The 22,755-nt window shown below is 34.0% G+C and carries 29 protein-coding genes; 19 read left to right on the top strand and 10 right to left on the bottom strand.

Translation table 11 applies throughout. From position 1 onward, the window contains the following. Nucleotides 1–86 precede the first annotated feature (86 nt). The 7 genes from Q0893_RS08300 (at nt 87) to Q0893_RS08270 (ending at nt 5,790) form a co-directional block, all read left to right on the top strand. The gene (locus Q0893_RS08300) at nt 87–851 is read left to right on the top strand and encodes an AAA family ATPase (RefSeq protein ID WP_298901637.1); all 765 of its coding nucleotides are present in this window, start codon (nt 87–89) and stop codon (nt 849–851) included. Further along, on the top strand, nt 851–1,750 hold the full coding sequence (locus Q0893_RS08295) for a ParB/RepB/Spo0J family partition protein (RefSeq protein WP_298901635.1): 900 nt from the start codon (nt 851–853) through the stop codon (nt 1,748–1,750). Before Q0893_RS08300 ends, Q0893_RS08295 begins: the two co-directional genes overlap by 1 nt. Next, nucleotides 1,740–2,336 (top strand): DUF5683 domain-containing protein, encoded by a 597-nt coding sequence (locus tag Q0893_RS08290; protein ID WP_298901634.1) that lies wholly within the window; start codon nt 1,740–1,742, stop codon nt 2,334–2,336. The genes Q0893_RS08295 and Q0893_RS08290 overlap by 11 nt, the downstream gene beginning before the upstream one ends. 3 nt (nt 2,337–2,339) lie before the next feature. Next, a complete protein-coding gene (gene dapB / locus Q0893_RS08285) occupies nt 2,340–3,041 on the top strand; it encodes a 4-hydroxy-tetrahydrodipicolinate reductase (protein WP_298901633.1) in 702 nt (233 codons plus the stop codon). Between the two features lie 63 nt (nt 3,042–3,104). Then, nucleotides 3,105–4,844 carry a signal peptidase I gene (lepB, locus tag Q0893_RS08280; RefSeq protein WP_299274319.1) on the top strand — a complete coding sequence of 580 codons (1,740 nt, stop codon included), beginning with the start codon at nt 3,105–3,107 and terminating at the stop codon, nt 4,842–4,844. 17 nt (nt 4,845–4,861) lie between these two features. Next, the gene (locus tag Q0893_RS08275; protein ID WP_299274317.1) at nt 4,862–5,482 is read left to right on the top strand and encodes a WbqC family protein; all 621 of its coding nucleotides are present in this window, start codon (nt 4,862–4,864) and stop codon (nt 5,480–5,482) included. Then, the gene (locus Q0893_RS08270) at nt 5,479–5,790 is read left to right on the top strand and encodes a DUF6122 family protein (RefSeq protein ID WP_298901629.1); all 312 of its coding nucleotides are present in this window, start codon (nt 5,479–5,481) and stop codon (nt 5,788–5,790) included. The genes Q0893_RS08275 and Q0893_RS08270 overlap by 4 nt, the downstream gene beginning before the upstream one ends. Nucleotides 5,791–5,793: 3 nt before the next feature. Here Q0893_RS08270 and Q0893_RS08265 read toward each other — a convergent pair whose 3' ends face one another. The 8 genes from Q0893_RS08265 to Q0893_RS08230 form a co-directional block, all read right to left on the bottom strand. Continuing rightward, the gene (locus Q0893_RS08265) at nt 5,794–6,813 is read right to left on the bottom strand and encodes an endonuclease/exonuclease/phosphatase family protein (protein WP_299274313.1); all 1,020 of its coding nucleotides are present in this window, start codon (nt 6,811–6,813) and stop codon (nt 5,794–5,796) included. Nucleotides 6,814–6,819: 6 nt separating this feature from the next. Continuing rightward, nucleotides 6,820–7,698 carry a rhomboid family intramembrane serine protease gene (locus Q0893_RS08260; RefSeq protein ID WP_298901627.1) on the bottom strand — a complete coding sequence of 293 codons (879 nt, stop codon included), beginning with the start codon at nt 7,696–7,698 and terminating at the stop codon, nt 6,820–6,822. Then, nucleotides 7,695–8,522: a rhomboid family intramembrane serine protease gene (locus tag Q0893_RS08255; RefSeq protein WP_299274308.1), complete on the bottom strand. Its 828-nt coding sequence runs from the start codon at nt 8,520–8,522 to the stop codon at nt 7,695–7,697. The genes Q0893_RS08260 and Q0893_RS08255 overlap by 4 nt, the downstream gene beginning before the upstream one ends. A gap of 7 nt (nt 8,523–8,529) precedes the next feature. Continuing rightward, nucleotides 8,530–10,389 (bottom strand): DNA mismatch repair endonuclease MutL, encoded by a 1,860-nt coding sequence (gene mutL / locus Q0893_RS08250; protein ID WP_299274305.1) that lies wholly within the window; start codon nt 10,387–10,389, stop codon nt 8,530–8,532. Beyond that, nucleotides 10,389–10,676 (bottom strand): riboflavin synthase subunit beta, encoded by a 288-nt coding sequence (locus Q0893_RS08245; protein WP_298901624.1) that lies wholly within the window; start codon nt 10,674–10,676, stop codon nt 10,389–10,391. The genes mutL and Q0893_RS08245 overlap by 1 nt, the downstream gene beginning before the upstream one ends. A 4-nt stretch (nt 10,677–10,680) precedes the next feature. Further along, the gene (locus Q0893_RS08240) at nt 10,681–10,893 is read right to left on the bottom strand and encodes a hypothetical protein (protein WP_298901622.1); all 213 of its coding nucleotides are present in this window, start codon (nt 10,891–10,893) and stop codon (nt 10,681–10,683) included. A gap of 183 nt (nt 10,894–11,076) precedes the next feature. Then, on the bottom strand, nt 11,077–11,559 hold the full coding sequence (ribH, locus tag Q0893_RS08235) for a 6,7-dimethyl-8-ribityllumazine synthase (protein WP_299274300.1): 483 nt from the start codon (nt 11,557–11,559) through the stop codon (nt 11,077–11,079). A gap of 1 nt (nt 11,560) precedes the next feature. Further along, a complete protein-coding gene (locus Q0893_RS08230) occupies nt 11,561–12,337 on the bottom strand; it encodes a tetratricopeptide repeat protein (RefSeq protein ID WP_298901620.1) in 777 nt (258 codons plus the stop codon). A gap of 121 nt (nt 12,338–12,458) precedes the next feature. On the opposite strand from Q0893_RS08230, the gene Q0893_RS08225 reads away from it, so the two are divergent. The 8 genes from Q0893_RS08225 (at nt 12,459) to Q0893_RS08190 (ending at nt 18,533) form a co-directional block, all read left to right on the top strand. After that, on the top strand, nt 12,459–13,538 hold the full coding sequence (locus Q0893_RS08225; protein WP_299274297.1) for a DNA replication/repair protein RecF: 1,080 nt from the start codon (nt 12,459–12,461) through the stop codon (nt 13,536–13,538). Beyond that, entirely contained in the window at nt 13,535–13,954 is a 420-nt protein-coding gene (locus tag Q0893_RS08220) for a hypothetical protein (protein WP_299274294.1), read from the top strand. The genes Q0893_RS08225 and Q0893_RS08220 overlap by 4 nt, the downstream gene beginning before the upstream one ends. Then, entirely contained in the window at nt 13,954–14,250 is a 297-nt protein-coding gene (locus Q0893_RS08215; RefSeq protein ID WP_298901616.1) for a DUF721 domain-containing protein, read from the top strand. The genes Q0893_RS08220 and Q0893_RS08215 overlap by 1 nt, the downstream gene beginning before the upstream one ends. Before the next feature lie 25 nt (nt 14,251–14,275). Then, nucleotides 14,276–14,662, top strand: a complete 387-nt coding sequence (locus tag Q0893_RS08210) for a hypothetical protein (protein WP_298901615.1) — start codon at nt 14,276–14,278, stop codon at nt 14,660–14,662. A 53-nt stretch (nt 14,663–14,715) separates the two neighbouring features. Continuing rightward, nucleotides 14,716–17,130: a penicillin acylase family protein gene (locus Q0893_RS08205; RefSeq protein ID WP_299274290.1), complete on the top strand. Its 2,415-nt coding sequence runs from the start codon at nt 14,716–14,718 to the stop codon at nt 17,128–17,130. Further along, complete coding sequence (locus Q0893_RS08200; protein WP_298901613.1) at nt 17,130–17,486, top strand: hypothetical protein; 357 nt, start codon at nt 17,130–17,132, stop codon at nt 17,484–17,486. Before Q0893_RS08205 ends, Q0893_RS08200 begins: the two co-directional genes overlap by 1 nt. 85 nt (nt 17,487–17,571) lie before the next feature. Next, nucleotides 17,572–18,033: a YcxB family protein gene (locus tag Q0893_RS08195; RefSeq protein WP_298901612.1), complete on the top strand. Its 462-nt coding sequence runs from the start codon at nt 17,572–17,574 to the stop codon at nt 18,031–18,033. Nucleotides 18,034–18,128: 95 nt separating this feature from the next. Next, entirely contained in the window at nt 18,129–18,533 is a 405-nt protein-coding gene (locus Q0893_RS08190; protein WP_299274285.1) for a DUF6326 family protein, read from the top strand. Nucleotides 18,534–18,614: 81 nt separating this feature from the next. Here Q0893_RS08190 and Q0893_RS08185 read toward each other — a convergent pair whose 3' ends face one another. Continuing rightward, the gene (locus Q0893_RS08185) at nt 18,615–19,439 is read right to left on the bottom strand and encodes a sugar-binding protein (RefSeq protein ID WP_299274282.1); all 825 of its coding nucleotides are present in this window, start codon (nt 19,437–19,439) and stop codon (nt 18,615–18,617) included. Between the two features lie 226 nt (nt 19,440–19,665). Here Q0893_RS08185 and Q0893_RS08180 point away from each other — a divergent pair, with 226 nt between their 5' ends. The 4 genes from Q0893_RS08180 to Q0893_RS08165 all read left to right on the top strand — a co-directional run bounded on the left by Q0893_RS08180 (nt 19,666) and on the right by Q0893_RS08165 (nt 22,185). Beyond that, nucleotides 19,666–20,340, top strand: a complete 675-nt coding sequence (locus Q0893_RS08180) for a hypothetical protein (RefSeq protein ID WP_299274279.1) — start codon at nt 19,666–19,668, stop codon at nt 20,338–20,340. Nucleotides 20,341–20,347: 7 nt separating this feature from the next. Next, nucleotides 20,348–20,701, top strand: a complete 354-nt coding sequence (locus tag Q0893_RS08175; RefSeq protein WP_299274276.1) for a cyclic-phosphate processing receiver domain-containing protein — start codon at nt 20,348–20,350, stop codon at nt 20,699–20,701. A gap of 35 nt (nt 20,702–20,736) precedes the next feature. Then, the gene (locus Q0893_RS08170; RefSeq protein ID WP_299274273.1) at nt 20,737–21,711 is read left to right on the top strand and encodes a DUF6438 domain-containing protein; all 975 of its coding nucleotides are present in this window, start codon (nt 20,737–20,739) and stop codon (nt 21,709–21,711) included. 126 nt (nt 21,712–21,837) lie between these two features. Beyond that, nucleotides 21,838–22,185 (top strand): hypothetical protein, encoded by a 348-nt coding sequence (locus Q0893_RS08165; protein ID WP_299274270.1) that lies wholly within the window; start codon nt 21,838–21,840, stop codon nt 22,183–22,185. Nucleotides 22,186–22,283: 98 nt separating this feature from the next. Here Q0893_RS08165 and Q0893_RS08160 read toward each other — a convergent pair whose 3' ends face one another. Next, entirely contained in the window at nt 22,284–22,703 is a 420-nt protein-coding gene (locus Q0893_RS08160) for a nucleoside-diphosphate kinase (protein WP_298901600.1), read from the bottom strand. Between the last annotated feature and the right edge of the window lie 52 nt (nt 22,704–22,755).

The raw sequence follows: 22,755 nt of genomic DNA, 5'->3' as shown, positions 1-22,755 counted from the left end.
ACTTACGTTTCCAAAACTCGTAAATAATCGTATTTTTACAGTTGAAGAAGTCAGTAAAACTTCTATAAATAAAACCAAATCATTTAATGGGTAAAATCATTGCAATCGCCAATCAAAAGGGAGGTGTTGGAAAAACAACAACTTCTGTAAATTTAGCAGCATCGCTAGGAGTTCTTGAGAAGAAAGTACTGCTTATTGACGCTGATCCACAAGCAAATGCGACGTCAGGACTTGGCATCGTTGTAGAACAAGTGGAAGTTGGGACCTACCAATTATTGGAACATACGGCATCTGCCGAAGAATGTATTGTTGAAACAGACTCTCCTAATGTAGATATTATTCCTGCACATATAGACCTTGTGGCTATTGAAATTGAACTCGTAGACAAAGACCAACGTGAATATATGCTTAAAAAGGCCATAGCACATTTAAAATCGTCTTATGACTATATTTTAATAGATTGTGCGCCTTCTTTAGGTCTACTCACATTAAATGCCTTAACTGCTTCTGATGCCGTTATTATTCCTATACAATGTGAATACTTTGCACTAGAAGGTCTAGGAAAGTTATTGAATACGGTTAAGAGCGTACAGAAAATTCACAATACCGATTTAGATATTGAAGGTATGTTACTCACCATGTTTGATCAACGTTTACGTTTATCAAATCAAGTCGTTGAAGAAGTACAAAAACATTTTAGTGATATGGTTTTTGAAACAATTATTCAACGAAATGTAAGATTAGGTGAAGCACCTAGCTATGGAGAAAGTATTATAAAATATGATGTGAGTAGTAAAGGCGCTTCCAACTATTTAAGTTTAGCAAAAGAAATTATAAACAAAAACTCATAATGGCGAAGGCAACAAAAAAGCAAGCACTGGGTAGAGGTTTATCGGCATTGTTGAAAGACCCATCAAACGATATAAAATCTGCAAATGATAAAAATGCAGATACGATTATTGGAAATATCGTAGAATTAGACATAGAAACAATTGAAATTAATCCGTTTCAACCTCGTACCAATTTCAACGAAGAAACACTTAGGGAGCTCGCATCTTCAATTAAAGAATTAGGTGTTATACAACCCATAACAGTTAGAAAATTAGAGTTTAATAAATTTCAACTGGTATCGGGTGAACGTCGTTTTAGAGCATCAAAACTTATTGGTTTAAAAACGATTCCAGCTTATATAAGAATAGCTAACGATCAAGAATCGCTAGAAATGGCTTTGGTCGAAAATATCCAACGTCAAGATTTAGATCCCATTGAAATTGCACTCTCCTATCAACGTCTTATTGATGAAATTGCATTAACTCAAGAACAAATGAGTGAGCGCGTTGGCAAGAAACGATCTACAATTGCTAATTATTTGCGCTTACTAAAATTAGATCCTATTATTCAAACCGGAATGCGTGATGGATTTATTTCTATGGGTCATGGACGAGCTATTATTAACATAGAAGATCAAAATGATCAGTTAGATATTTATGAAAAGATTATAACAGATAAATTATCTGTTAGAGCTACAGAGGCTTTAGTAAAAAATTATCATAATCCTAAAGTCAAAAAAGCCGTCGAATCTCAGGAAATACCTAAATTTGTTAAAAAAGGCATAAAAGAATTTTCAGAATACTTTGGTCATAAAATTGGCGTTAAAGTATCTAAGAATGGAAAGGGACAAATTACAATTCCATTTCATTCCGAAGAAGATTTCAATCGTATAAAAAAACTAGTGCAACGTGCTAAATAAATTAGTCTACAGTTTACTCTTTACACTCGTTTTCAGTGCTAGTATTTTCGCTCAAGAAAATAATAAAACTGAAGAAGTAGACACTGATCTCATTGTTGTTAGAGATTCTACAAAAACTAAAAGAGAACCTATTAATGTTTTAGCGCCTTCTAAAGCCGCTTTTTATTCTGCTATACTTCCGGGTTTAGGACAAGCATACAATAAAAAATATTGGAAAATACCCGTTGTTTATGCCTTAATAGGAACACCTTTATATTTTTATATTAAAAACGATAAGGATTATAATATTTATCGTGATGCTTATAAACGACGTTTGGCTGGTTTTGGGCAAGGATCTCCAGGAGATCCGTTTCCTAATGTTTCAGACGATGGATTAATTAGAGCTCAACAGCAATTAAGACGTAATAAGGAATTGGCATTATTAATTACAATTGGGATGTATGCATTGAACATCGTCGATGCAAATGTTGATGCACATTTACTGCAATTTAATGTTGATGAAGATTTAACTGTAAGGCCTCATTTTAAGTACAACCAAAGAGAAAACAATACAGATTTAGGGTTGACACTAAATTTTAAATTCTAAGGCATGAATATAGCATTATTAGGCTACGGAAAAATGGGCAAGGCAATAGAGAAAATTGCATTAGATCGTGGGCATCACATTCAATTAAAAGTCTCTAGTTCTACTCAAAATTTCGTGCTAAACAATATTGACGTTGCTATAGATTTTAGTTTACCCTCTACCGCTGTTACTAACATTTCTGCATGTTTAAATGCTGGTGTGCCCGTAATTTCGGGAACAACAGGTTGGCTAGATGCCTACGACGATATGGTTCAACTATGCCGTTTAAAACGTGGTACATTTCTATATGCTTCAAATTTTAGTTTAGGTGTCAATATCTTTTTTGAAATTAATAAAACCCTAGCCAAGTTAATGACTGGGTTACCACAATATAAAACAAGCATCGAAGAAATTCATCATACACAAAAGTTAGATGCACCAAGTGGTACTGCAATCACCTTAGCCGAAGCTATTATCGAACATTCTAACTATAAAAACTGGAATTTAGATGCATCAAAACAAAATGAGATTGGTATTTTAGCAAAACGAATTGAAAATGTACCTGGAACTCATGAAGTTAATTATGATTCTGAGGTGGATAGTATTCAAATAAAGCATACCGCTCATAGTAGACAAGGCTTTGCCTTAGGAGCCGTTATTGCTGCAGAATACGTTCACGATAAACAAGGACTATTTACAATGAAAGACGTCTTAAATATTAGTTAATCTTAATATCTAATGTAACGTTTATTAATACTTAACAACTCACAAAGAAATTAAAATATAGACATGACAAGTACGCAGTGGTTAATTTTTATTCTCATCATACAATTCATTCATGGTCTTGGTACATGGAAACTATACGTTAAAGCTGGGAGAAAAGCCTGGGAGGCTTTCGTTCCTGTGTATAACGCTGTGGTTCTAATGAAAATTATTAATCGTCCAAGATGGTGGACCTTTTTATTATTCGTACCTATAGTGAACCTTATTATGTTACCTGTTGTTTGGGTGGAAACTGCTAGGAGTTTTGGTAAAAACCAATACATAGATACCTTTTTGGCGGTAATAACTTTAGGATTCTATAACTACTACCTCAATTATGCAGCTGATGTATCTTATGTAGAAAACAGAAACATCAACCCAAAATCGAGCTCTGGTGATTGGGTGAGTTCTATTTTATTTGCAATCGTTGCAGCTACAATTGTTCATACATATTTCATCCAGCCTTTTACAATTCCGAGTTCTTCGCTCGAAAAATCACTATTGGTTGGTGATTTCTTATTTGTTAGTAAAATACACTATGGTGCACGCGTACCTATGTCCACAGTAGCAACTCCAATGGTTCATGATACCATTCCAGTTGTCAATGTAAAATCATATTTATACAATGATAAGATTGAAGAAAATAAAACATCATTAAAAAACAAATTACAGTTACCTTATATGAGGATTCCTGGATTTGAAACTATCGAACGTAACGATATTGTTGTTTTCAATCAACCAGCCGATACCTTGTTAGACATGAATGATTTCACGCCAGATCGAAATTATTATAAGCCTATCGATAAGAAAACAAACCTTGTAAAACGTTGTGTTGGTATCCCTGGAGATTCCTTGCAAATTATTGATGGCTATGTTTACATTAACGGTAAGAAAAATGAACTACCAGACAGAGCTAAACTTCAACACCATTATACTTGGGAAGCAAAAGATAATTTAACTCAAAGTTATATGGATAATCTCATTAATCAATATGAAATTGAAACGGTTTCGTCATTTTATAAAATTGACAAGAAACTATGGGACAACCCTAGAATTAAAGCCTACTTTGAAGACTTAAAAAAGCAAAGAAAAGCCTATTTAAAGGAATCGTCTAGAGACTCTCTAATGGTTGAAGTTGTTGGTGCAATTAGTAGCGATGAAATGAGAAAACTGAAAATGGAACCGCTCCCTTTAAAATACAACTTAAATCTAACTGCGGAAAATGCGGCACTCATCAAGAGTTTGCCTATGACCAAATCTTTACAACAGTTTTCCTACCAGCATGAAGATCCAACTGTATTTCCTCATAACCCACAATATAACTGGAATTATGACAATTTTGGACCAATTTACATTCCTGAAAAAGGAGCAACGGTTGAATTAAATTTAGAAGTCTTACCGCTCTATAAACGATTGATTTCAGAATATGAAGGTAAAAAAGTGACGACGCGAGGGAATCAGGTGCTCATTGAAGGTGAACCCGTAAACTCTTACACCTTTGATAATGATTATTACTGGATGATGGGAGATAATAGAAACAACTCGGTAGACGCTCGTGCATGGGGTTATGTTCCTTTTAATCATGTGGTTGGTAAACCTGTATTTATTTGGATGAGTTGGGACGGCATTAAAAACCCACGTTGGGAGCGCTGGTTTACAACGGTTGGCGGTTCTGGAAAACCAGTCTCTTATTTAATTCCGTTTTTAGTTCTACTGGCAGGCTGGTTTGGCTTCAATAAATGGAGACAAAAGAAAAAAGCTAAATAAGACTTAATGACATTACGATGGAGGTTGTATTACATCCAACATATTTTCCGAGCATAGCACATTTTGTAGCCATGGCACAGGCCAATCATATTATTTTTGAAGTCTGTGATAATTACCAAAAGCAAACTTATAGAAATCGAACGTCTATTTATGGTGCTAATGGTAAACTCGACCTAAATGTTCCTGTGGTTTACTCTCAAAAGAATCGTCAATTGTCTAAAAATGTTGCTGTTTTTAATTCAGAAGATTGGCAAACTCAGCATTTAAAATCTCTGGAATCAGCTTATAGAACCTCTCCCTTTTACGAATTCTATATTGACGACTTACTTCCTCTTTTTCAAATGGAGGCAACAACTATAACGGACTTTAACTTCAAATGTATCGAAGCCATTTTTAATTGTTTACAACTACCCCTTTCTTATGGGAAAACCGAGCAGTATGAGATGGACCTTAAGCCTAATATCGATGCTAGAGGATTAGTTAATAGTCGTAAAGAAATTCTACAAAATTTTAAACCTTATGCGCAAGTTTTTGATACAAAACATGGTTTTTTAAATAACTTAAGCATTTTAGATTTGTTGTTTAATGAAGGCCCAAATACCGAATTGTATCTGAACGCACAAACCTTGCAACTGTGACATTACAATCTGTTGTTCATTACGGTATTCATTTTTTGTTGCCTTTAGTTGTTGCCCTAGTATATTTTAGAGCGCAATGGAAATTTGCATACTTTATCATGTTATGTGCCTTTGTAATTGATCTCGATCATCTGCTCGCAAATCCAATATTTGACCCTAATAGATGTAGTATCAATTTTCATCCTCTACACTCCTATTATGCTATTGGTATATATGTGCTATTGTCCTTGTTTAAAATCACAAGACTAATTGGTATTGGGTTAATTATTCATATTATAGCAGATCAGGTAGATTGCTGGATGATGTAGTCGCTATTTAAGTTTTACCTTGGCCATAATAGGAAAGTGGTCAGAATAATTGACTTCATAAGTTTTGAAGGCATTAATCTCAAAATCTTTGTCGACTAAAACAAAATCTATTCGAACTGGGAAAAACTTAAAATCAAACGTTCTTCCAAATCCGTTACCTGCTTGTTCAAAAGCATCTTTTAAATCACCTTTAATCTCTTTATACACATAAGAATATGCCGTATTGTTAAAATCGCCACAAATAATCATTTGATAATGACATTTTGCTTTATGCTTTAAAAACAACTCCGTTTGAGATTGTTGCATTTTAAACGTAGAACTTACTCGTTTAACTAAGTTTTCAGATTTTTCTTTTGTTAATTCTTCAACGTTTGGATCAATACCAGACGATTGCAAATGCACATTATATATTCTTATAGTGTCACCAAATCTAACGATATCAGCAAAAATGGCATTGTTCGATGTATTCGGAAATTCTATAGAACCAGAATTGATAATAGGGTATTTCGTGAATATCGCTTGTCCGCTTTTTACTTTTTGTCCAGAGAGTTTTTCATACTTAAAATAACCATTTAATTCAACAGCAGCATCAGGTCTGTATTCTTGCATACATAGTACATCTGGCTGCTTTTCAGAAATAAATCCTGAAAGATTCTGCTTTAAATCAGGATCGTCAATCCAATCAAAGAGATTAAACAATCTTACATTATAGTTCATTACAGAAAGGTTATCTCTGTCATCAACGTTTTTTGACGATGAGAACTTATACAATGAAAATACATAGCTATAGCCTAAAACAAGAACGACCAGAGAAACTAAAAGCTGTTTTTTAACTTTTAGTAGCCAGTATATTACAAAGAGTATATTAATTATAATGAGAAAAGGAACGGCCAAACTAAGCACTGATAAGAACGCAAATTTCTTTGGTTCTACATAGGGTAAAACATAAGATAAAAGCAACACAAATGCCATCAATGAATTGATAATAAATATGAGTTTCTCTAAACGTCTTAGTTTACGCATGGGGTTTCAATCCTTACCTGCTTTAAATAAAAATGCCTTTTCTTCCTTGGTTAAACTTTCATAACCACTTTTATTAATCTTATCCAAAATAAGATCAACTTTTTTCTGATTATTAAACTCACTAAACTCGGCTTTATTATGGCCAGCAAAGGGTTTCTTTTTATTTCTATGAACTGTTCTAAGTGTTGGTTTGGGCTTAAACAAGTTAGCAATTTTGTCCATCAATTTCCCAAAACCCTTACCTATATCCTTACCTTTTAGTAATTGGGTCGCATAAATATAGCCCAATAAATTTCCCCCTAAATGGGCAATATTTCCTCCCTGATTGTTTCCAAATAAGCCAATAACATCAAATGCTACTAATGCCACTCCAATATACCATAGTTTAATTTTTACTGCAAAAAATTGGGCTTCACGATATGGCATATAAGCACAAATAAATATGAGCAAAGCCCTCACACCTGCCGATGCACCAACCAAAGGGCCAGCATTGGCTAATAACATGTTATTAGGTAATATATTATAAGCTGCTAAATAGGCCAATCCTCCAATAATAATCCCTAAAAAGTAAATATTTAATGACTGTTTTCTTGGAAAAAGATTCACCATGGTTCGTGATATAAAGTACAGTACAACCATGTTAAACAACAGATGAAATAGATCATAATGTGTAAATCCGTAGGTAACAATAGACCAAGGTTTCACTATAAAATCGGAAACATCTCTTGGTAATTCAAGCCAAGTTAAGGTCATCTCTCTAGGAACAGCTCTAACCACCTTAAGTATCCAACTAAGGAAAAAAACAGTAACATTTACTGCTATAATTTTCTCAAAAACGTTTAAATTTTTAAGTTTCTCTTTGAAGTCATGCGCTAGCGATGTCATCGATCCCAACGATTTTTGTTAAACTGCGTTTTTTTCCAATACCACATAATAATAAAACCTGTAAATGCGCCACCAACGTGCGCCATATAAGCAGTGTTGCTATTACTGAAAAATGATTGACCAGAAAAAGCCGAAATGATATCTAGGATAATGATTCCAGGAATAAAATATTTTGCTTTAATAGGCACTGGTAAAAAGATCAACATTAATTTTGCCTCAGGGTTCATCATTCCAAAAGCAGCCAAAACCCCCATAATACAACCAGAAGCACCAACCATTCTGGCCATCGTTACCTTATTCATTTCATAAAGAGAACTAAAGGCATCTGAGCCAATTTGAGGTCCTGAGTAATTATTTTCTACTAATATATCACTCAAACCACTATGGAAAAGTCCTGGCTTAATATAATCGCCCTCAATAGAATTTACATTTATGATTTCATGTAACAACTCTGGGCTAAAATTAAACCCAGTAATACCTTGAGAAGCAGAATAATATTGAAAATAGTAATACCCTAATTGAAATAGCATTGCGCCTAAGCCAGCAGAAATATATAAGAACAAAAACTTCTTAGAACCCAACTGTGTTTCTACCGCAGTTCCAAACATCCAAAGGGCAAACATATTAAATAGAAGGTGTGCTCCTCCACCATGCATGAACATATGCGTGAAAATTTGCCATGGTTTAAACAAATCATTTTCAGGAAAATACAATGAAAACCAATGACTAAACAATTCACCATTACCTAAGGTAATAGTCCCAATAAACATAATAACGTTTATTATGAGTAAATGTTTAACTGTATCTGTTATGCCTCTTATCATATATTAATTACATAAATTTTTTATCAAAATCGTCGACGCTCATGGTAATAAACGTGACTCTATTAGTTGGTGAAACCGATGGTTCTTTACAAGCAAATAAGCTATTTACCAAATGCTCTTGTTCTATCGTTGTTAAAGATTGCCCCGTTTTTATCGCAAGACTTTTAGACATTGATTTTGCCAATAAATCTGTTGCACTAAAATTACTATCAGGGACTTCTTGCTCTATATCACTTATAAGTTGTTCCAAAATAATAGAAACTTCACTTTCAGGAACATTTACAGGTACACCAGTAATTTCTATAGTGCTGTCTTTAAATGAAGAAAACACAAAGCCTGTATGTTCCAGGTCTTCTTTTAGTTGTTGTAACACTGTCATTTCCGTAGAAGAAAATTCTAAAGTAAGTGGGAATAATAATTGCTGACTCACAGCTTCCTTGACAGTGAGGTGTTTTAAAAATCCTTCATATAAAATACGCTGATGTGCGCGATGCTGATCGAGTATCATCATTCCTGATTTTATAGTACTTATAATATATTTATTATGAAGTTGGTAAGTAGTTTGAACAGTTTCAGTAGTTACATCATCAGAAAACAACGATGTTTTTTCAGGATCGCTTTCAAACTCCACTTCACTAAAATCACTATCCGTTTTTGTGCCTTTAGATTCCAGACCTACATACAAACTTTCCCACTGTGCTGCTGGTTCTTTCCTATAAGTTTGGGTCAATCCACGAGACGATACCGGACTTTTTTCTTCTTGAAATGGATTAAAAGAACGATCAACTTCAACCTTTGGTGTAGTTGCATTTTTATCTCTATAACTGTAAGGTGTGTCTAAGTTGTTATCTCGTTCAAAATCTAACACAGGTGCAATATTAAATTGTCCTAAACTGTGTTTTACAGAAGAGCGCAAAATAGCATAAAGCGTATGTTCATCATCAAACTTAATTTCAGTTTTTGTTGGATGAATATTAATATCAATGCTCTTTGGATCAACCGTTAAGTTGAGAAAATAACTAGGATGACTTCCTTCTTTTACTAAGCCCTCAAATGCCGAATTTATAGCGTGATTGAGATAAGCACTTTTGATAAATCTATTGTTAACGAAAAAGAATTGCTCACTTTTTGTTCGTTTTGCAAATTCAGGTTTCCCAACAAATCCTGAAATTTTCAAGACTTCAGTTTCTTCTTCAACAGGCACCAGTTTTTCGTTTGTTTTTCCTCCAAAAATATTTACAACGCGTTGTCGATAATTACTTTCTGGAAGATTAAAACTCTCACTCCCGTTATGATACATTGAAAATGTTATGTCAGGATGTGCCAATGCTACACGATGAAACTCGTCAATTATATGTCGGAGTTCAACATTATTAGATTTCAAAAAATTACGTCTAGCTGGAATATTAAAAAACAAATTCTTCACCGATAGTGACGTTCCTTTTGGTGTCACCACCATATCTTGATTTTTAATCGTGCTACCTTCAATCTCAATTAATGTTCCCAGTTCGTCTTGCTCTAGTTTCGTTTTTAGCTCTACATGTGCAATGGCAGCAATACTGGCAAGTGCTTCCCCTCTAAAGCCTTTTGTATTTAAGCTAAAAAGATCTTCTGCAGAACGTATTTTAGATGTAGCATGACGCTCAAAGCTAAGTCTAGCATCGGTAGCACTCATACCTTTTCCATCGTCAATAACTTGAATTAAGGTTTTACCCGCATCTTTTATGATAAGTTTGATTGTGCTGGATCCAGCATCTATAGCGTTTTCTAATAATTCTTTAACAACCGAAGCTGGTCGTTGTACAACTTCACCTGCCGCAATTTGATTCGCAACATGATCTGGTAACAATTGAATAATGTCTGCCATTAGCGTTTAAGAGAGAAAATGGATAAATCGAAATCTATGATATAAAGAAAGACTAAAATCAAAACACCAATAATAATAAGTACGCGACGGTTAGCTCCACTTCTATCACCATTATGTCGATAGTCATCAATGGCATTATTAAACTTTGTTTTCAACCCCTTATTATCACCAGCAGTAACACGATATTCGTCAAATTTATGCTTTAATTCATAAGGATTCCCATCACCTTTGTAGTAACGAGGTTGATAGCTGTATTTCTTATTTTTTCTTGTACTTAAAATTCCCATAATGCTATGATTTTTCGTAGTGAGTTAAAATAAACCATAGTGCAATTATCATACCTAAAATCACTATAAGTCTAATAATAGATATACGTCGTTTGCCACTATGCTTACCTTGGCTTCTTACAGTATCCCATTGCGACTTTAAATCGTCCTCTTCCTTCTCATCGCGAAGATGTCTCGGAATATAATTAAAACGTTTATTTTTTCGCTGTTGGAACAAACTCACTAATTAATCTAGTCTATTGTTTCAAAAGTAAAGAATTTACAAGGAAAACTTGCTGTTCAAGTCCTAAAAATTGTTAACAAACAGTGCTTTCATCAGAAATATGAAACTCTTAGTTGTTATCGTTTCAAGACTACTTGATAAAACAACTCTCTTAAGTTAGTATAAGGGATAAAACATCTATTGACGTCGCAGATCTGCCATTTTAATAGCAGCAATAGCAGCTTCTGTACCTTTATTACCATGCTTTCCACCAGAGCGGTCTATAGATTGTTGCATAGTATTGTCTGTAAGTACACAGAAAATAACTGGAGTATCAGAAGATAAGTTCAGTTCTTTGATACCATGAGTAACACCTTCACAAACAAAATCGAAATGCTTTGTTTCGCCTTGAATTACGCAACCTATAGCAATAACGACATCTACATCTTGTTCAATCATTTTTTTGCTGCCATAGATCAACTCAAAACTACCAGGTACATCCCATTTGATAATGTTATCAGCCAATGCACCACAATCTACCAAGGCATCATAAGCGCCTTCATATAAGCCATTAGTTATGGTGTCATTCCATTCTGAAACAACAATCCCAAACCGAAAGTTCTTCGCGTTTGGGATTGTGTTTTTATCGTAGTTTGATAAATTATGATTTGCAGTTGCCATATTAGTTGTTTGCTTCTGCTCTACCTATAAATGTTTCAATATTTTTAGCTTGATCAGAATCTGAAAAATCAGATTTAATTCTCTTATAGTATTGTAATGCCTTATTATACTCACTTAAGGTTTGAGCTACATTAGCCGCCTTTAATAAATACATTGGTGTTGTATAGTCATTTGTTGACGCCGCAATTGCTTTTTCATAATATTCTAAAGCATCAGGTAATTGATTTAACTGAACAAAAGCATCTCCCATTCCTCCTTTTGCAAGAGGTCCTAAAACAGCATCATCGGTTTTAAACTCACCTAAATACTTCACAGCATTTGAGTAATCTTTTAAGTTTAAATACGCCATACCAGCATCATAACTAGCTATATTTCCAGCAGGAGTACCACTGTATTGATCTGCGATATCGGTTAAACCTAATTTTCCTTCGGCACCATCAAGCGCTATAGTTAATAGAGAATCTTTATTAGCTCCAGCAACAAAGGCATCATCAAAATGCTTTTTAGCTGTATACATTTCATTCATAGCTTCTTCTGCCTTTGGCTCTGCAATAAACTTCTTGTATCCTAAGTAACCTAACATGATAGCCGCAGCCAAACCAATAATAATGAAAATACCTTTTTGGTTTCTAGCAACAAAGTCTTCCGCTTTATTAGCTCCTTCATCTAAAGTATTAAATACTTCAGCTGTTGTAGACTCTTGTTCTAAAACTTCTATCTTCTCACCTTTTTCCTTAATAGGTTTCGGTTTATATCCTCTTTTCTTATATGTTGCCATAATTCTGTATTTGTGCCCGCAAAAATAAAATTTTTATTGGGATTTAAAAGGTAAATTATTTGTTATTTTTACATCCTCTTACAATAAACACAACCTTAATAAGAATATTCCTATTAGTTTTATGATTTTAAACACGTTAAGTTTAGTTAATTATAAAAATTTTGAAAGCCAAGATTTTGAATTTGATTCTAAAATTAACTGTTTTGTTGGTTCTAATGGTGTCGGGAAAACCAATGCCTTAGACGCTATCTACCATTTGTCCTTCGGAAAGAGCTATTTCAACCCAGTGGCTACGCAAAACATTAAGCATAAGGCAGACTTTTTTGTTGTGGATGGCATTTTTAACAAAAACGACAAAACTGAAAAAATCGTAGTGTCCTTAAAACGCGGACAAAAAAAAATGATAAAACGTAATGGTAAAGCCTATGAACGATTTAGTGATCATATTGGGTTTATTCCATCTGTAATCATTTCACCTGCCGATCGCGATTTAATTATTGAAGGCAGTGATACACGCCGCAAATTTATTGATAGCGTCATATCTCAAAGCGACAAGCCATACCTCAATACGTTAATTAACTATAACAAAGTACTATCACAGCGTAATGCTTTACTCAAATACTTTGCACTCAACAATACATTTAACGCACAAACTTTAGAGGTATATAACGAACAGTTGCACACTTATGGAAGTGCCATTTTTGAAACACGCGATGCGTTTCTAAAAACCTTTATACCAATATTTAAAGCGCGTTATCAAGCCATTAGTAATAATAACGAGGCCATTAATATTCATTATAAAAGTGATTTGTTTGATAATGACCTACAAACTCTTCTAACTCAAAACATCAATAAAGACAAAGCTTTACAATACACAAGTGTAGGGATTCATAAGGATGATCTTAATTTTCAGATCGATACCTACCCTATTAAAAAATTTGGAAGTCAAGGTCAGCAAAAATCATTTTTAATTGCTCTTAAATTGGCGCAGTTTGATTTTGTAAAGGAACAAAGTGGTGTTACACCATTGTTGCTACTCGATGATATTTTTGATAAGTTGGATGAAAATCGCGTTGCTCAAATTATCAGTTTGGTCGACAATGATGATTTTGGGCAATTATTCATAAGTGATACGCACGCCGAACGCACCGAACATATTGTGAAACAAATTCACCAATCATATAAAATTTTCAAACTATGAAAAAGATAGCACTCCTACTCTTTTTAGTTGGTCTATTTAGCTGCTCTAAAGACCCAGCATCTTTTGTAGAACATATTGGGGGTTATTGGGAAATTGATGAAGTTACCTTAAAAGATGGTTCTAAAAGAACATACACGTTTAATAATACTATAGACTATATTGAAGTTTCTGATAGTTTAACAGGATTTAGAAAAAAGATGTTACCAAATCTCGCTGGAAAGTACGAAACGTCAAAAAGTGCTGAATTTTTTAAAATGATTATTGAAAATGATAGTTTGAATATTTATTACAAAACACCATATTCTAGTTGGAAAGAAACGGTTTTAAATGCTAATGAGAGTCAGTTGTTAATTATAAATAATACCAATAAAGATGTGTATCTTTATAAACGCTATCAACCTCTAGATTTAGACTAATGGCAAAACGACAAAATGATCACTTACCAATAAGCGATATCCTTAAAGAATTTGTGGATACCAATAAACTTCAGGCAGGTTTAGATAAGGTAGATGTGCGAGAAGCTTGGGCCAAAATGATGGGAAATGGTGTTAACAACTATACCACAGATATCAAACTCGATAGGGACACCTTATACGTTTCATTAAGTTCGAGTGTACTTCGTGAAGAGTTAAGCTATGGAAAACAAAAAATAATAGATATGCTCAATGAGTCTGTGGGAAAAGAAGTTATTAAAAAATTAGTGCTTAGATGATATCGCAAGTTGTAGAGTATTGTTCATGAAATGGCCTTGGGATATGTTCAAAAAGAAGATACCTTTAGATGAGCTTATTGGTACTTGGAAAACAGAAGATGACCTTTTTTTTAAAATAGACATCGTCTATTACTTATCTTTTTCAGAACATGGAAAAGGATATTATCAAACATGGTGTTGGACCAATGGTGATAACGGCGAGGTAACCGTTCCTATTGAATGGAAACGACTAAATTCTGATACCATTCTTATAAAAAAAGCGAATGATACAAAAGCCGCCGAAATAATTTATACCATCCATAAAACATCAAAACAATTGGAACTTACAGAACTAAAAAACAAGACTGAACTATCGCCATACAAACGGTTCTGGATTGTCCCAAAACCGCTATTCAAAGCATTTGAATTATAACTTTAAACTCTCAAAATATTTCAGTAAATTCAAACTTTAAAAGTTCCAACCACATGAAATACATGAAACTCATTGCAACTTTGGTACTCACCTTAGTTGTTTTTTATTGTTTAAATACGAAGCTGGGCGCAATTCCTCCCGTCGGAAAGTTTCTTGACCCCGTAAATGGTGTATGGCAAAATGAAACCAACGAGATTATCGAAGGAGATGTAACCATTGCTGGCTTATCGGCTCCTGTAACGATTCATTATGATGCGCATTTAATTCCGCACATCTTTGCACAGAATGATGCCGATTTATATAAAGCTCAAGGCTATGTTACCGCCAAACATCGTTTGTGGCAAATGGAATTTCAAACTCATGCAGCCGCTGGACGTCTTTCTGAAATTATAGGAAAGAATGCACTAGATTATGATCGTCGCGAACGCAGACGTGGTATGGCTTATGGTGCAGAAATGGCCTTAGAAAAAATGAAAGATGACCCTGAAGCAATTGCACTTTTAAAAGCCTATCGTGATGGAGTAAATAGTTATATTGCATCACTCGATGATAAAAATATTCCTGTGGAGTTTAAACTTCTCGATTATAAACCAGAACCTTGGACTATAAAAAAGACAGCACTACTGCTGATGTATATGACAAAAATGCTAGCAGGCGGCGATGACGATTTAGAGTACACAAACAGTTTACGCAAGTTTGGCCAAGAACGATTTGATTTGCTCTTTCCTGATTTTTTCGATGTGAACGACCCTGTAATTCCGAAAGACACCGATTGGAGTTTTATAGATACTGAAATGACAAAGGCACCGCAAGGTGATATCCCTCTAGATACTATTAGAGAAACGATTGCAAAGCCTCATCCAGATAATGGAAGTAATAATTGGGCTGTATCTAGTGAAAAATCAGTTACGGGAAATGCCATTCTTGCTAACGATCCTCATTTGGGTTTAAACCTTCCTTCTATTTGGTTTGTCATGCAATTAAGCACACCACAACACAGTGCTATGGGAGCAACATTACCAGGTGCTTTAGGTATTATTTCTGGATTTAATAATCATATCGCTTGGGGAGAAACCAATGCAACACGTGATGTACTCGATTGGTATAAAATTGAATTTAGAGACGATTCAAGATCCCAGTACAAATATGGCGACTCGTGGAAAGATACCAGCATTCGTGTTGAAACGATTAATGTTAGAGGCGCATTACCAGTAATAGACTCGGTGCTATACACACATCATGGTCCTGTCACTTACGATCATAATTTTAAAAGTGATAACAAACGTGCTGGCTATGCTATGAAATGGGTTGGTCATACAGGTGGTAATAACCAACGTCCGTTTTTAGATCTTAATAAAGCTAAAAATTACGACGACTATGTAAATGCCTTAAAAGGCTATACGGCACCAGCCCAAAATTTTGTCTTTGCTTCAACTAGTGGTGACATTGCCTTATGGATTCAAGGTTTGTTTCCTAATAAATGGGAAGGTCAGGGCAAATTCTTAATGGATGGCTCTAATCCAGATCACGACTGGCAAGGTTATATTCCACAGGCCTTTAATGCTCATGTGAAAAATCCAGAACGCGGATTTGTAAGTTCGGCTAATCAACATCCTGTAGACGAAAGCTATCCCTTCTATGTCTTTAACGATGGTTATGAAACGTATAGGAATCGTGTTATTAATGATTTCTTTAGATCAAAGGATAAATTTAGTGTAGATGATTTTAAAGCCTTGCATAATAACAACTACAATCTTAAGGCCGCTGAACTTCTAACGGAAATGTTTAAATCCATAGATGTTTCGGCATTAACCGAAGAAGAGCGTGCTATTTATAAGCAAATTAAGTCATGGGATTTTAATAATGATATTGATCAAGTTGGACCAAGTATTTGGAGAGCCTGGTGGTATAAATTATACCCAATGGTTTGGGATGAATTTGATACAGAAGATGAAGCGTTAACAACACCTTTTACATACCAAACAATCTACCTCCTTATCAATCGCCCAAAAGATAAGTTCATGGATATTTTAGAAACTCCCGAGATAGAAACCGCTCACGATTTATTCTTAAAAGCGTTTAAAGATGCGGTAAAAGACTTAAATGATTGGAAAGCCAAACATGGTGATTACAATTGGAAAGATTATAAAGCAACCTATGCTGGGCATTTATTACAAGCCTTACCTGCCTTTTCACGCTTTGATATTCCTATTGGTGGCGATGCTAATATTGTTAATGCAACATCTGAAAATCATGGGCCGTCGTGGCGTATGATTGTAGAAATGAGTTCCCCTCCAAAGGCTCTAGGTATCTATCCTGGAGGCCAATCAGGAAACCCTGGAAGTCTCTATTATGATAATATGATTGATGACTGGGCTGCCGGGACCTATTACGATTTAAATTTTATGCAGAATGATACAGCTACTAGTGATATCATTTCCACACAAACCCTAACACCATCAAACTAATGCGTAAAGAACATATTATTAATTTCATTGTGACCATCCTATTAGCGTTTATTCTTTCTCAGTTTTTACCTTGGTGGTCCATTATGGTAGCAGGTTTTGTTTCTGCGCTCTTTTTTAGTCTAAAGAAACTAGCCGTGTTTGTTGTACCTTTTTTGGCCATTCTCCTATTTTGGTCTGTCTATGCGTTTATAGCAAGTAGCGGTAATGATTTTACGCTTGCCAAAAAGATATCTGTATTGCTTTCTCTTGGTGGCAATCCCTACCTTCTTATACTAGTAACTGGTATTATTGGAGGTTTGGCGGCTGGTATATCTGCTTTACTGGGGAAACAGTTAAGTTTATTGGCAGGGCGTTAAAAAATACGTAGATATACGTTAGGAAAAACTAAAACCATTATAATCTTAGTCCTAAATAATAAAGCAGTATAAAACGACCATAACCATGCATCAAAATTTATCTCAATTTGAAAAAATAAAAATATTTTTGAATGAATACTTCTTTGGCTATGGTATTTTCTTTTCCATTTTAAGGCTAATTGGTGGACCACTTATTTTAATCATGGGACTTTTTCAATATTTTAATGGGAACACCAAAACGGGTATTGGCTATGCTGGGTTTATGATCATTTTCGGAGTTTACTACACACTCAAACCCTTAATACTTATTTTAACTCGAAAATCTTGGTTCAAAAACTTTGACCTCGACTATGATATTGAACCAGAAAAAATAATTATTAGGTCAGACAAAAGTAAATCGGAATTAGATTACTCCAACTTAAAAGCGATCCTAAAAAGGAAAAACTATTTTGCGCTAAAAACCAAATCGAATCAAGGTATTTACTTGCCTATAAAATGTTTAAAGGCCAACGAGATTGCGATCTTAGATGCTCTGACGAAAAACTAATAGTATGACACATTGAAACTGAGGCAACCATTTGGGTGAATTTTGCGTCTATATAAATAGAAATACTTTTATTTAAACACTAAAGACCGACCATTATGTTAGAAAATCAAAAAGTAAACATCAAAATTAAACTTGCAGCATTATGGGCATCGGTAACATTTTGCTATTTATATGGCGATTATTTCGAACTCTACACGCCTGGTAAAATAGACAGTCTAATTACAGGAGACAACGTTTTAGACAGCCCAACCAAACTGTTGATAGCATCAATAATTCTAGTGATTCCTTCTGTTATGGTAGCCTTATCAGTAATTCTGAAACCGAAACTCAACCGAATCCTAAATATCATTTTTGGATTACTATTTACATTGATGATGTTATTAATTGGTGTCAATTCTTTAACCGAATGGTATAGCTTTTACGTCTTTCTCGCATTTGCAGAAAGTATCATTACTATTTTGATTGTTTACTATGCTTGGAAATGGCCACGTGAAGCATAAACTAAACGTGAAGCATAAACTAAATAAGAAGAATAATTTGCAAAAATACCGTCTCAAGACAAACTGTTCTATTTGGACCTCCTACTCTAAAAATAGGATGCTTCCAAAAACACTCGAGTTTGTATAACCTTCGTCATTATTTTGTCCGTGTGATTGTTTCGAACCCATGAAGTTTTCGCGGCTGTTGTTACCATCATTATCACCATAGGCAATTGAAAAACCGATGTGTTTGTTTTTTAAAATTTCAACGGGAACATTATCCGTAGCTTTTTCATCAAAATCCTTGTTATAAAGTTGAATTGCCATTTCCCAAAGGTATTTGTTACCTTCTTGCGAACGCGCAACAGTAACATGATCATCCAAAAAAATAGTTTGTTCAGATGTACTTTTATCTATTGCATGACCTTCTGAAGACACATGATAAGCAAAGGCTTGATGATTAAATTTATGGTCACCTCCAGATCTATCTTCATCAATAAACACCTCTACATAATCACCTTTCCAATAGTTATCTATACCATTATCTAACGTCGGATTTAAATGATCATCAAAAACTTCAACCAAAACATATAGATAGTGCTTATCCCAAGCGAGTTTAAACTTCCCATGGTAATCTACAGAGTCTACTGGTTCACCCATCCATACATAATTCATATCATACCAATCTACGCGAGACCATATATCGTCTTTACTGCAACCATCCATAATCAAAGGAGATGGCGTCATATAGGCTTTAAAATGACCATCGTCTTGAGCCAGTATAGAATTAGATAATGTATCTAATTGGCAGCTCAAAGTATCTGATGATGCGTTTTGTTTAGAATTATCTACATGTCGGCAGCATGTTAAGCATAAAACTAAACACATCAATTTCATGTAAAGCGTTCCGAATTTTTTAACATCCATTTTATATGACTTAATTTTCTTTTCTAAAGTAACGAATTAAAAACCTAATGACTAATCACAGGAGCTGGCAATTTGTTATTCTTACATAAGTTTTAGAACCGTTTTCTTTTTATTTAGTTCGTTTCCTTTTACTAACTTCGTATGAACAAAGCGCTGAAAAAGCCATTTCAATTGACACGTTATACTTCAAGTGATAAATAGAAAATTAAAGATTAGAATACGAGATATGGCAAGTATATTTGCTAGTACAACAGGTATTGACATTCCAAAAGAAATCGTTGATTTTTATGAATTGCATGAAGATAAAAACATAGATTTTGAATTCATTCGCCTATTTAGAGACCTCTATGGTTCTAGCAAAAAAGGCGAATACCCTTATAAATCACTATTAATATCTGAGAGCTTTGCATTAGAGATTTTAAAGTTAATCTATGCCATTCCTGATACCAATAGAACGGAAATTCTATTTGAAAGTATCAAGAATCATCCTTTTAATGGCATACATTCTAAAATCTATTTGAAGAACAATACACTCTATGGAAGCATAGACGATAAACCTATTGCAGAGGAGACTGAAGAGTTTATTGTAGAGGAAATTCTTTTTGCTGTAAATGATTACGATTACAGGAGCAATAGCTTCAATTTTCCTTTAATTCAAAAAGCCTATGAGAATCTTAATTCTGACAGTAGTAATATTAAGGTTATATTAATTTTATCGGTAGATTGTGGTGGAGAAGGCGGTATTATTGTTAGGGGAAAACATACGGGATATAGCGCAAGCTATGCACATATTGATGAATCGTATGTTATGTTTAACGAAAAAAGAATAGCCTATAGAGGGTTCTTATGCGAGGACTCGGAAAGGCCTTATATAGAAATGGATAAAAAAAAAAAGAACTAAAGCGAAAATGAAAAAACTATTTTTAGACGATGTCAGAACTATTGAAATGATTTATGACAAATCTATGACACCCGAGTTTGATATCGTTCGTACCTATACTGCATTTGTCGATTATATTAAAACAAACGGACTTCCAAATTATATAAGTTTTGATAACGATCTTGGTCTTGGATCAAACGGTAAGGTGGCACCAGATGGATTGGCTGCTGCAAAATGGTTAGTCTACGAATCTGGACTTGATTTAAGACATTTAGAGTTTAAAGTGCACTCTGCAAATCCAGTAGCTGCCGAACAAATTAAAGGTCTTTTAACCAATTATATTAAGCATTTAAAGTCAAAAAACAACGAAAATCTTAGTTAGCACAATGATATTACAACTTAAACGTTGACAATATTATGAGATGCCTAACCATCATTTTAACCATTATTCTACTCCATTCTTGTGCAAAAGAGAAAAGCACATTAAAAGAAACTATCAAACGAACTAAGGTTGATAGTATATCAAATCTAAACGAGTTACGCACCTTTATAAAAACCACAGATTCCACGCTAAACCAATTTTTATATGCAACACCCAAATCTTATAACCAAGAAGGGTTTCATGTAGCGAAAATAAAACGGAGATTAGATTCAATGTTTCCCAATATTACGTTTATAAAAGAGGATTTCGATGCTAATGGATTTACAGATTTAATTATAACTGGAGCGTTCTATCAGCATTCATTTAAAGTCATGGCGATAATGAATTATGGAAATGACCACTATGCTCCTATTCCTTTAACGCTATCATTAATTAATGATTTTCCTATTTACCCAAAGTTGGTCTATAAAGATGAAATTCCTGCCGTAGAATTGTATTCCATTTCTAACTATGCTGAAAATTTTGAAAATGGTATTTCAAAAACAACACTTGTATATAAATACGGAAGATTTATAGATTTTAATGAGGAAAGTGAAGATTATCAAATCTCTCAAATTGAATATCGTGCTGAAGGCTGTTTTGGAACTTGTCCTGTGTTTGAATTAGTTCTAAACGAAAATGCTAAATCCTCATTTATTGCAAGATATCATAATTTCAGTAAAACATTGAAAATTGATCCTAATAAAGAAGAAGGCTATTTTGAAACAACAATTGCAAAAGACAAGTTCTCAGAACTATGTGAAATAATTAATTATTTACAAATTAAAAATCTTAGTGATTCTTATTTTGCCGGAGGTACTTGCCAGCCCTCATGTACACTCAAAGTTTATTTTACAGATGGCACTGTAAAAACCATAGAAGACTATGGAAAATCAGGAACCAACGGTTTGTATTATTTATACAGAAAATTATCCGACTTAAGGTTTAATCAAGACTGGGTAAAACTGTAACTCTACTATCAGCAACTATACTTTTTTCCAAAGTAGCTCCAGTTTTCTTTCTTTTGCTAACTTTAAACCAAATAACATAATGAAAGATCTATAGATAGGTTTTAATTGATAAAAACACAAAAAGTCATGACATTAGAGATGCCAATAACAATTATTTTTATTATCATTTTAAGCATTGCACTAATATTTTGGTTCTTAAAATCGAAGACCAGATTAAGAAAAATGATAGTCATTTTAACTGGACTAGCACTTGTATTATTTGGGTATATCCTAAACCAAATTGATATTTATAACTCCAATAAAGACTTGGTTTTAAATCAAGAGGATTTAGATAGTGTCCAAAGAAATGAATTGATGAGTAATCTCAATTTTGATTTAGGATTAATCATTTATTCAGTGTTATTGGGCTTGGCAATCATTTCAATTGTCTATTTAGAAGTACATCATAAAAAAGTGCTACAGCAACGTGTATAACTATTAATTATCGAAGTTAAACGTTTAATCGTTTGATATAAAGCAATAAAAAAGCGCAACCTACGGTTGCGCTTTCTATATATTTCCAGCGTGTTGAATTAAAACATCTCTCTACCTGAGAAATGAAATGCACCTTCTATAGCAGCATTCTCATCACTATCACTTCCGTGAACTGCGTTTTCTCCTATAGACGCTGCATACAATTTTCTAATTGTTCCTTCTGCGGCTTCTGCTGGATTAGTAGCACCAATTAATGTTCTAAAATCTTCAACAGCATTGTCCTTTTCAAGGATTGCCGCAACAATTGGTCCTCTTGTCATGTATTCTACTAATTCACCAAAGAAAGGTCTCTCTTTATGAATAGCATAGAATGCTTGAGCATCCGCAGTTGTCATTTGCGTTAATTTCATCGCTACGATTCTAAAACCTGAAGCTGTTATTTTTTCTAAAATTGCACCAATATTCCCTTTTTCAACAGAATCTGGTTTAAGCATTGTAAATGTTCTATTTGTTGCCATTATTTTATTTTAAATTTGACTGCAAAAGTAATGCATTTCTTAATAAAAACAA

This window comes from uncultured Psychroserpens sp. (assembly GCF_947494225.1).
Lineage (GTDB): Bacteria > Bacteroidota > Bacteroidia > Flavobacteriales > Flavobacteriaceae > Psychroserpens.
The sequence above is the reverse complement of the archived record's forward strand: the minus strand, read 5'-3'. Positions and strand labels throughout refer to the sequence as shown.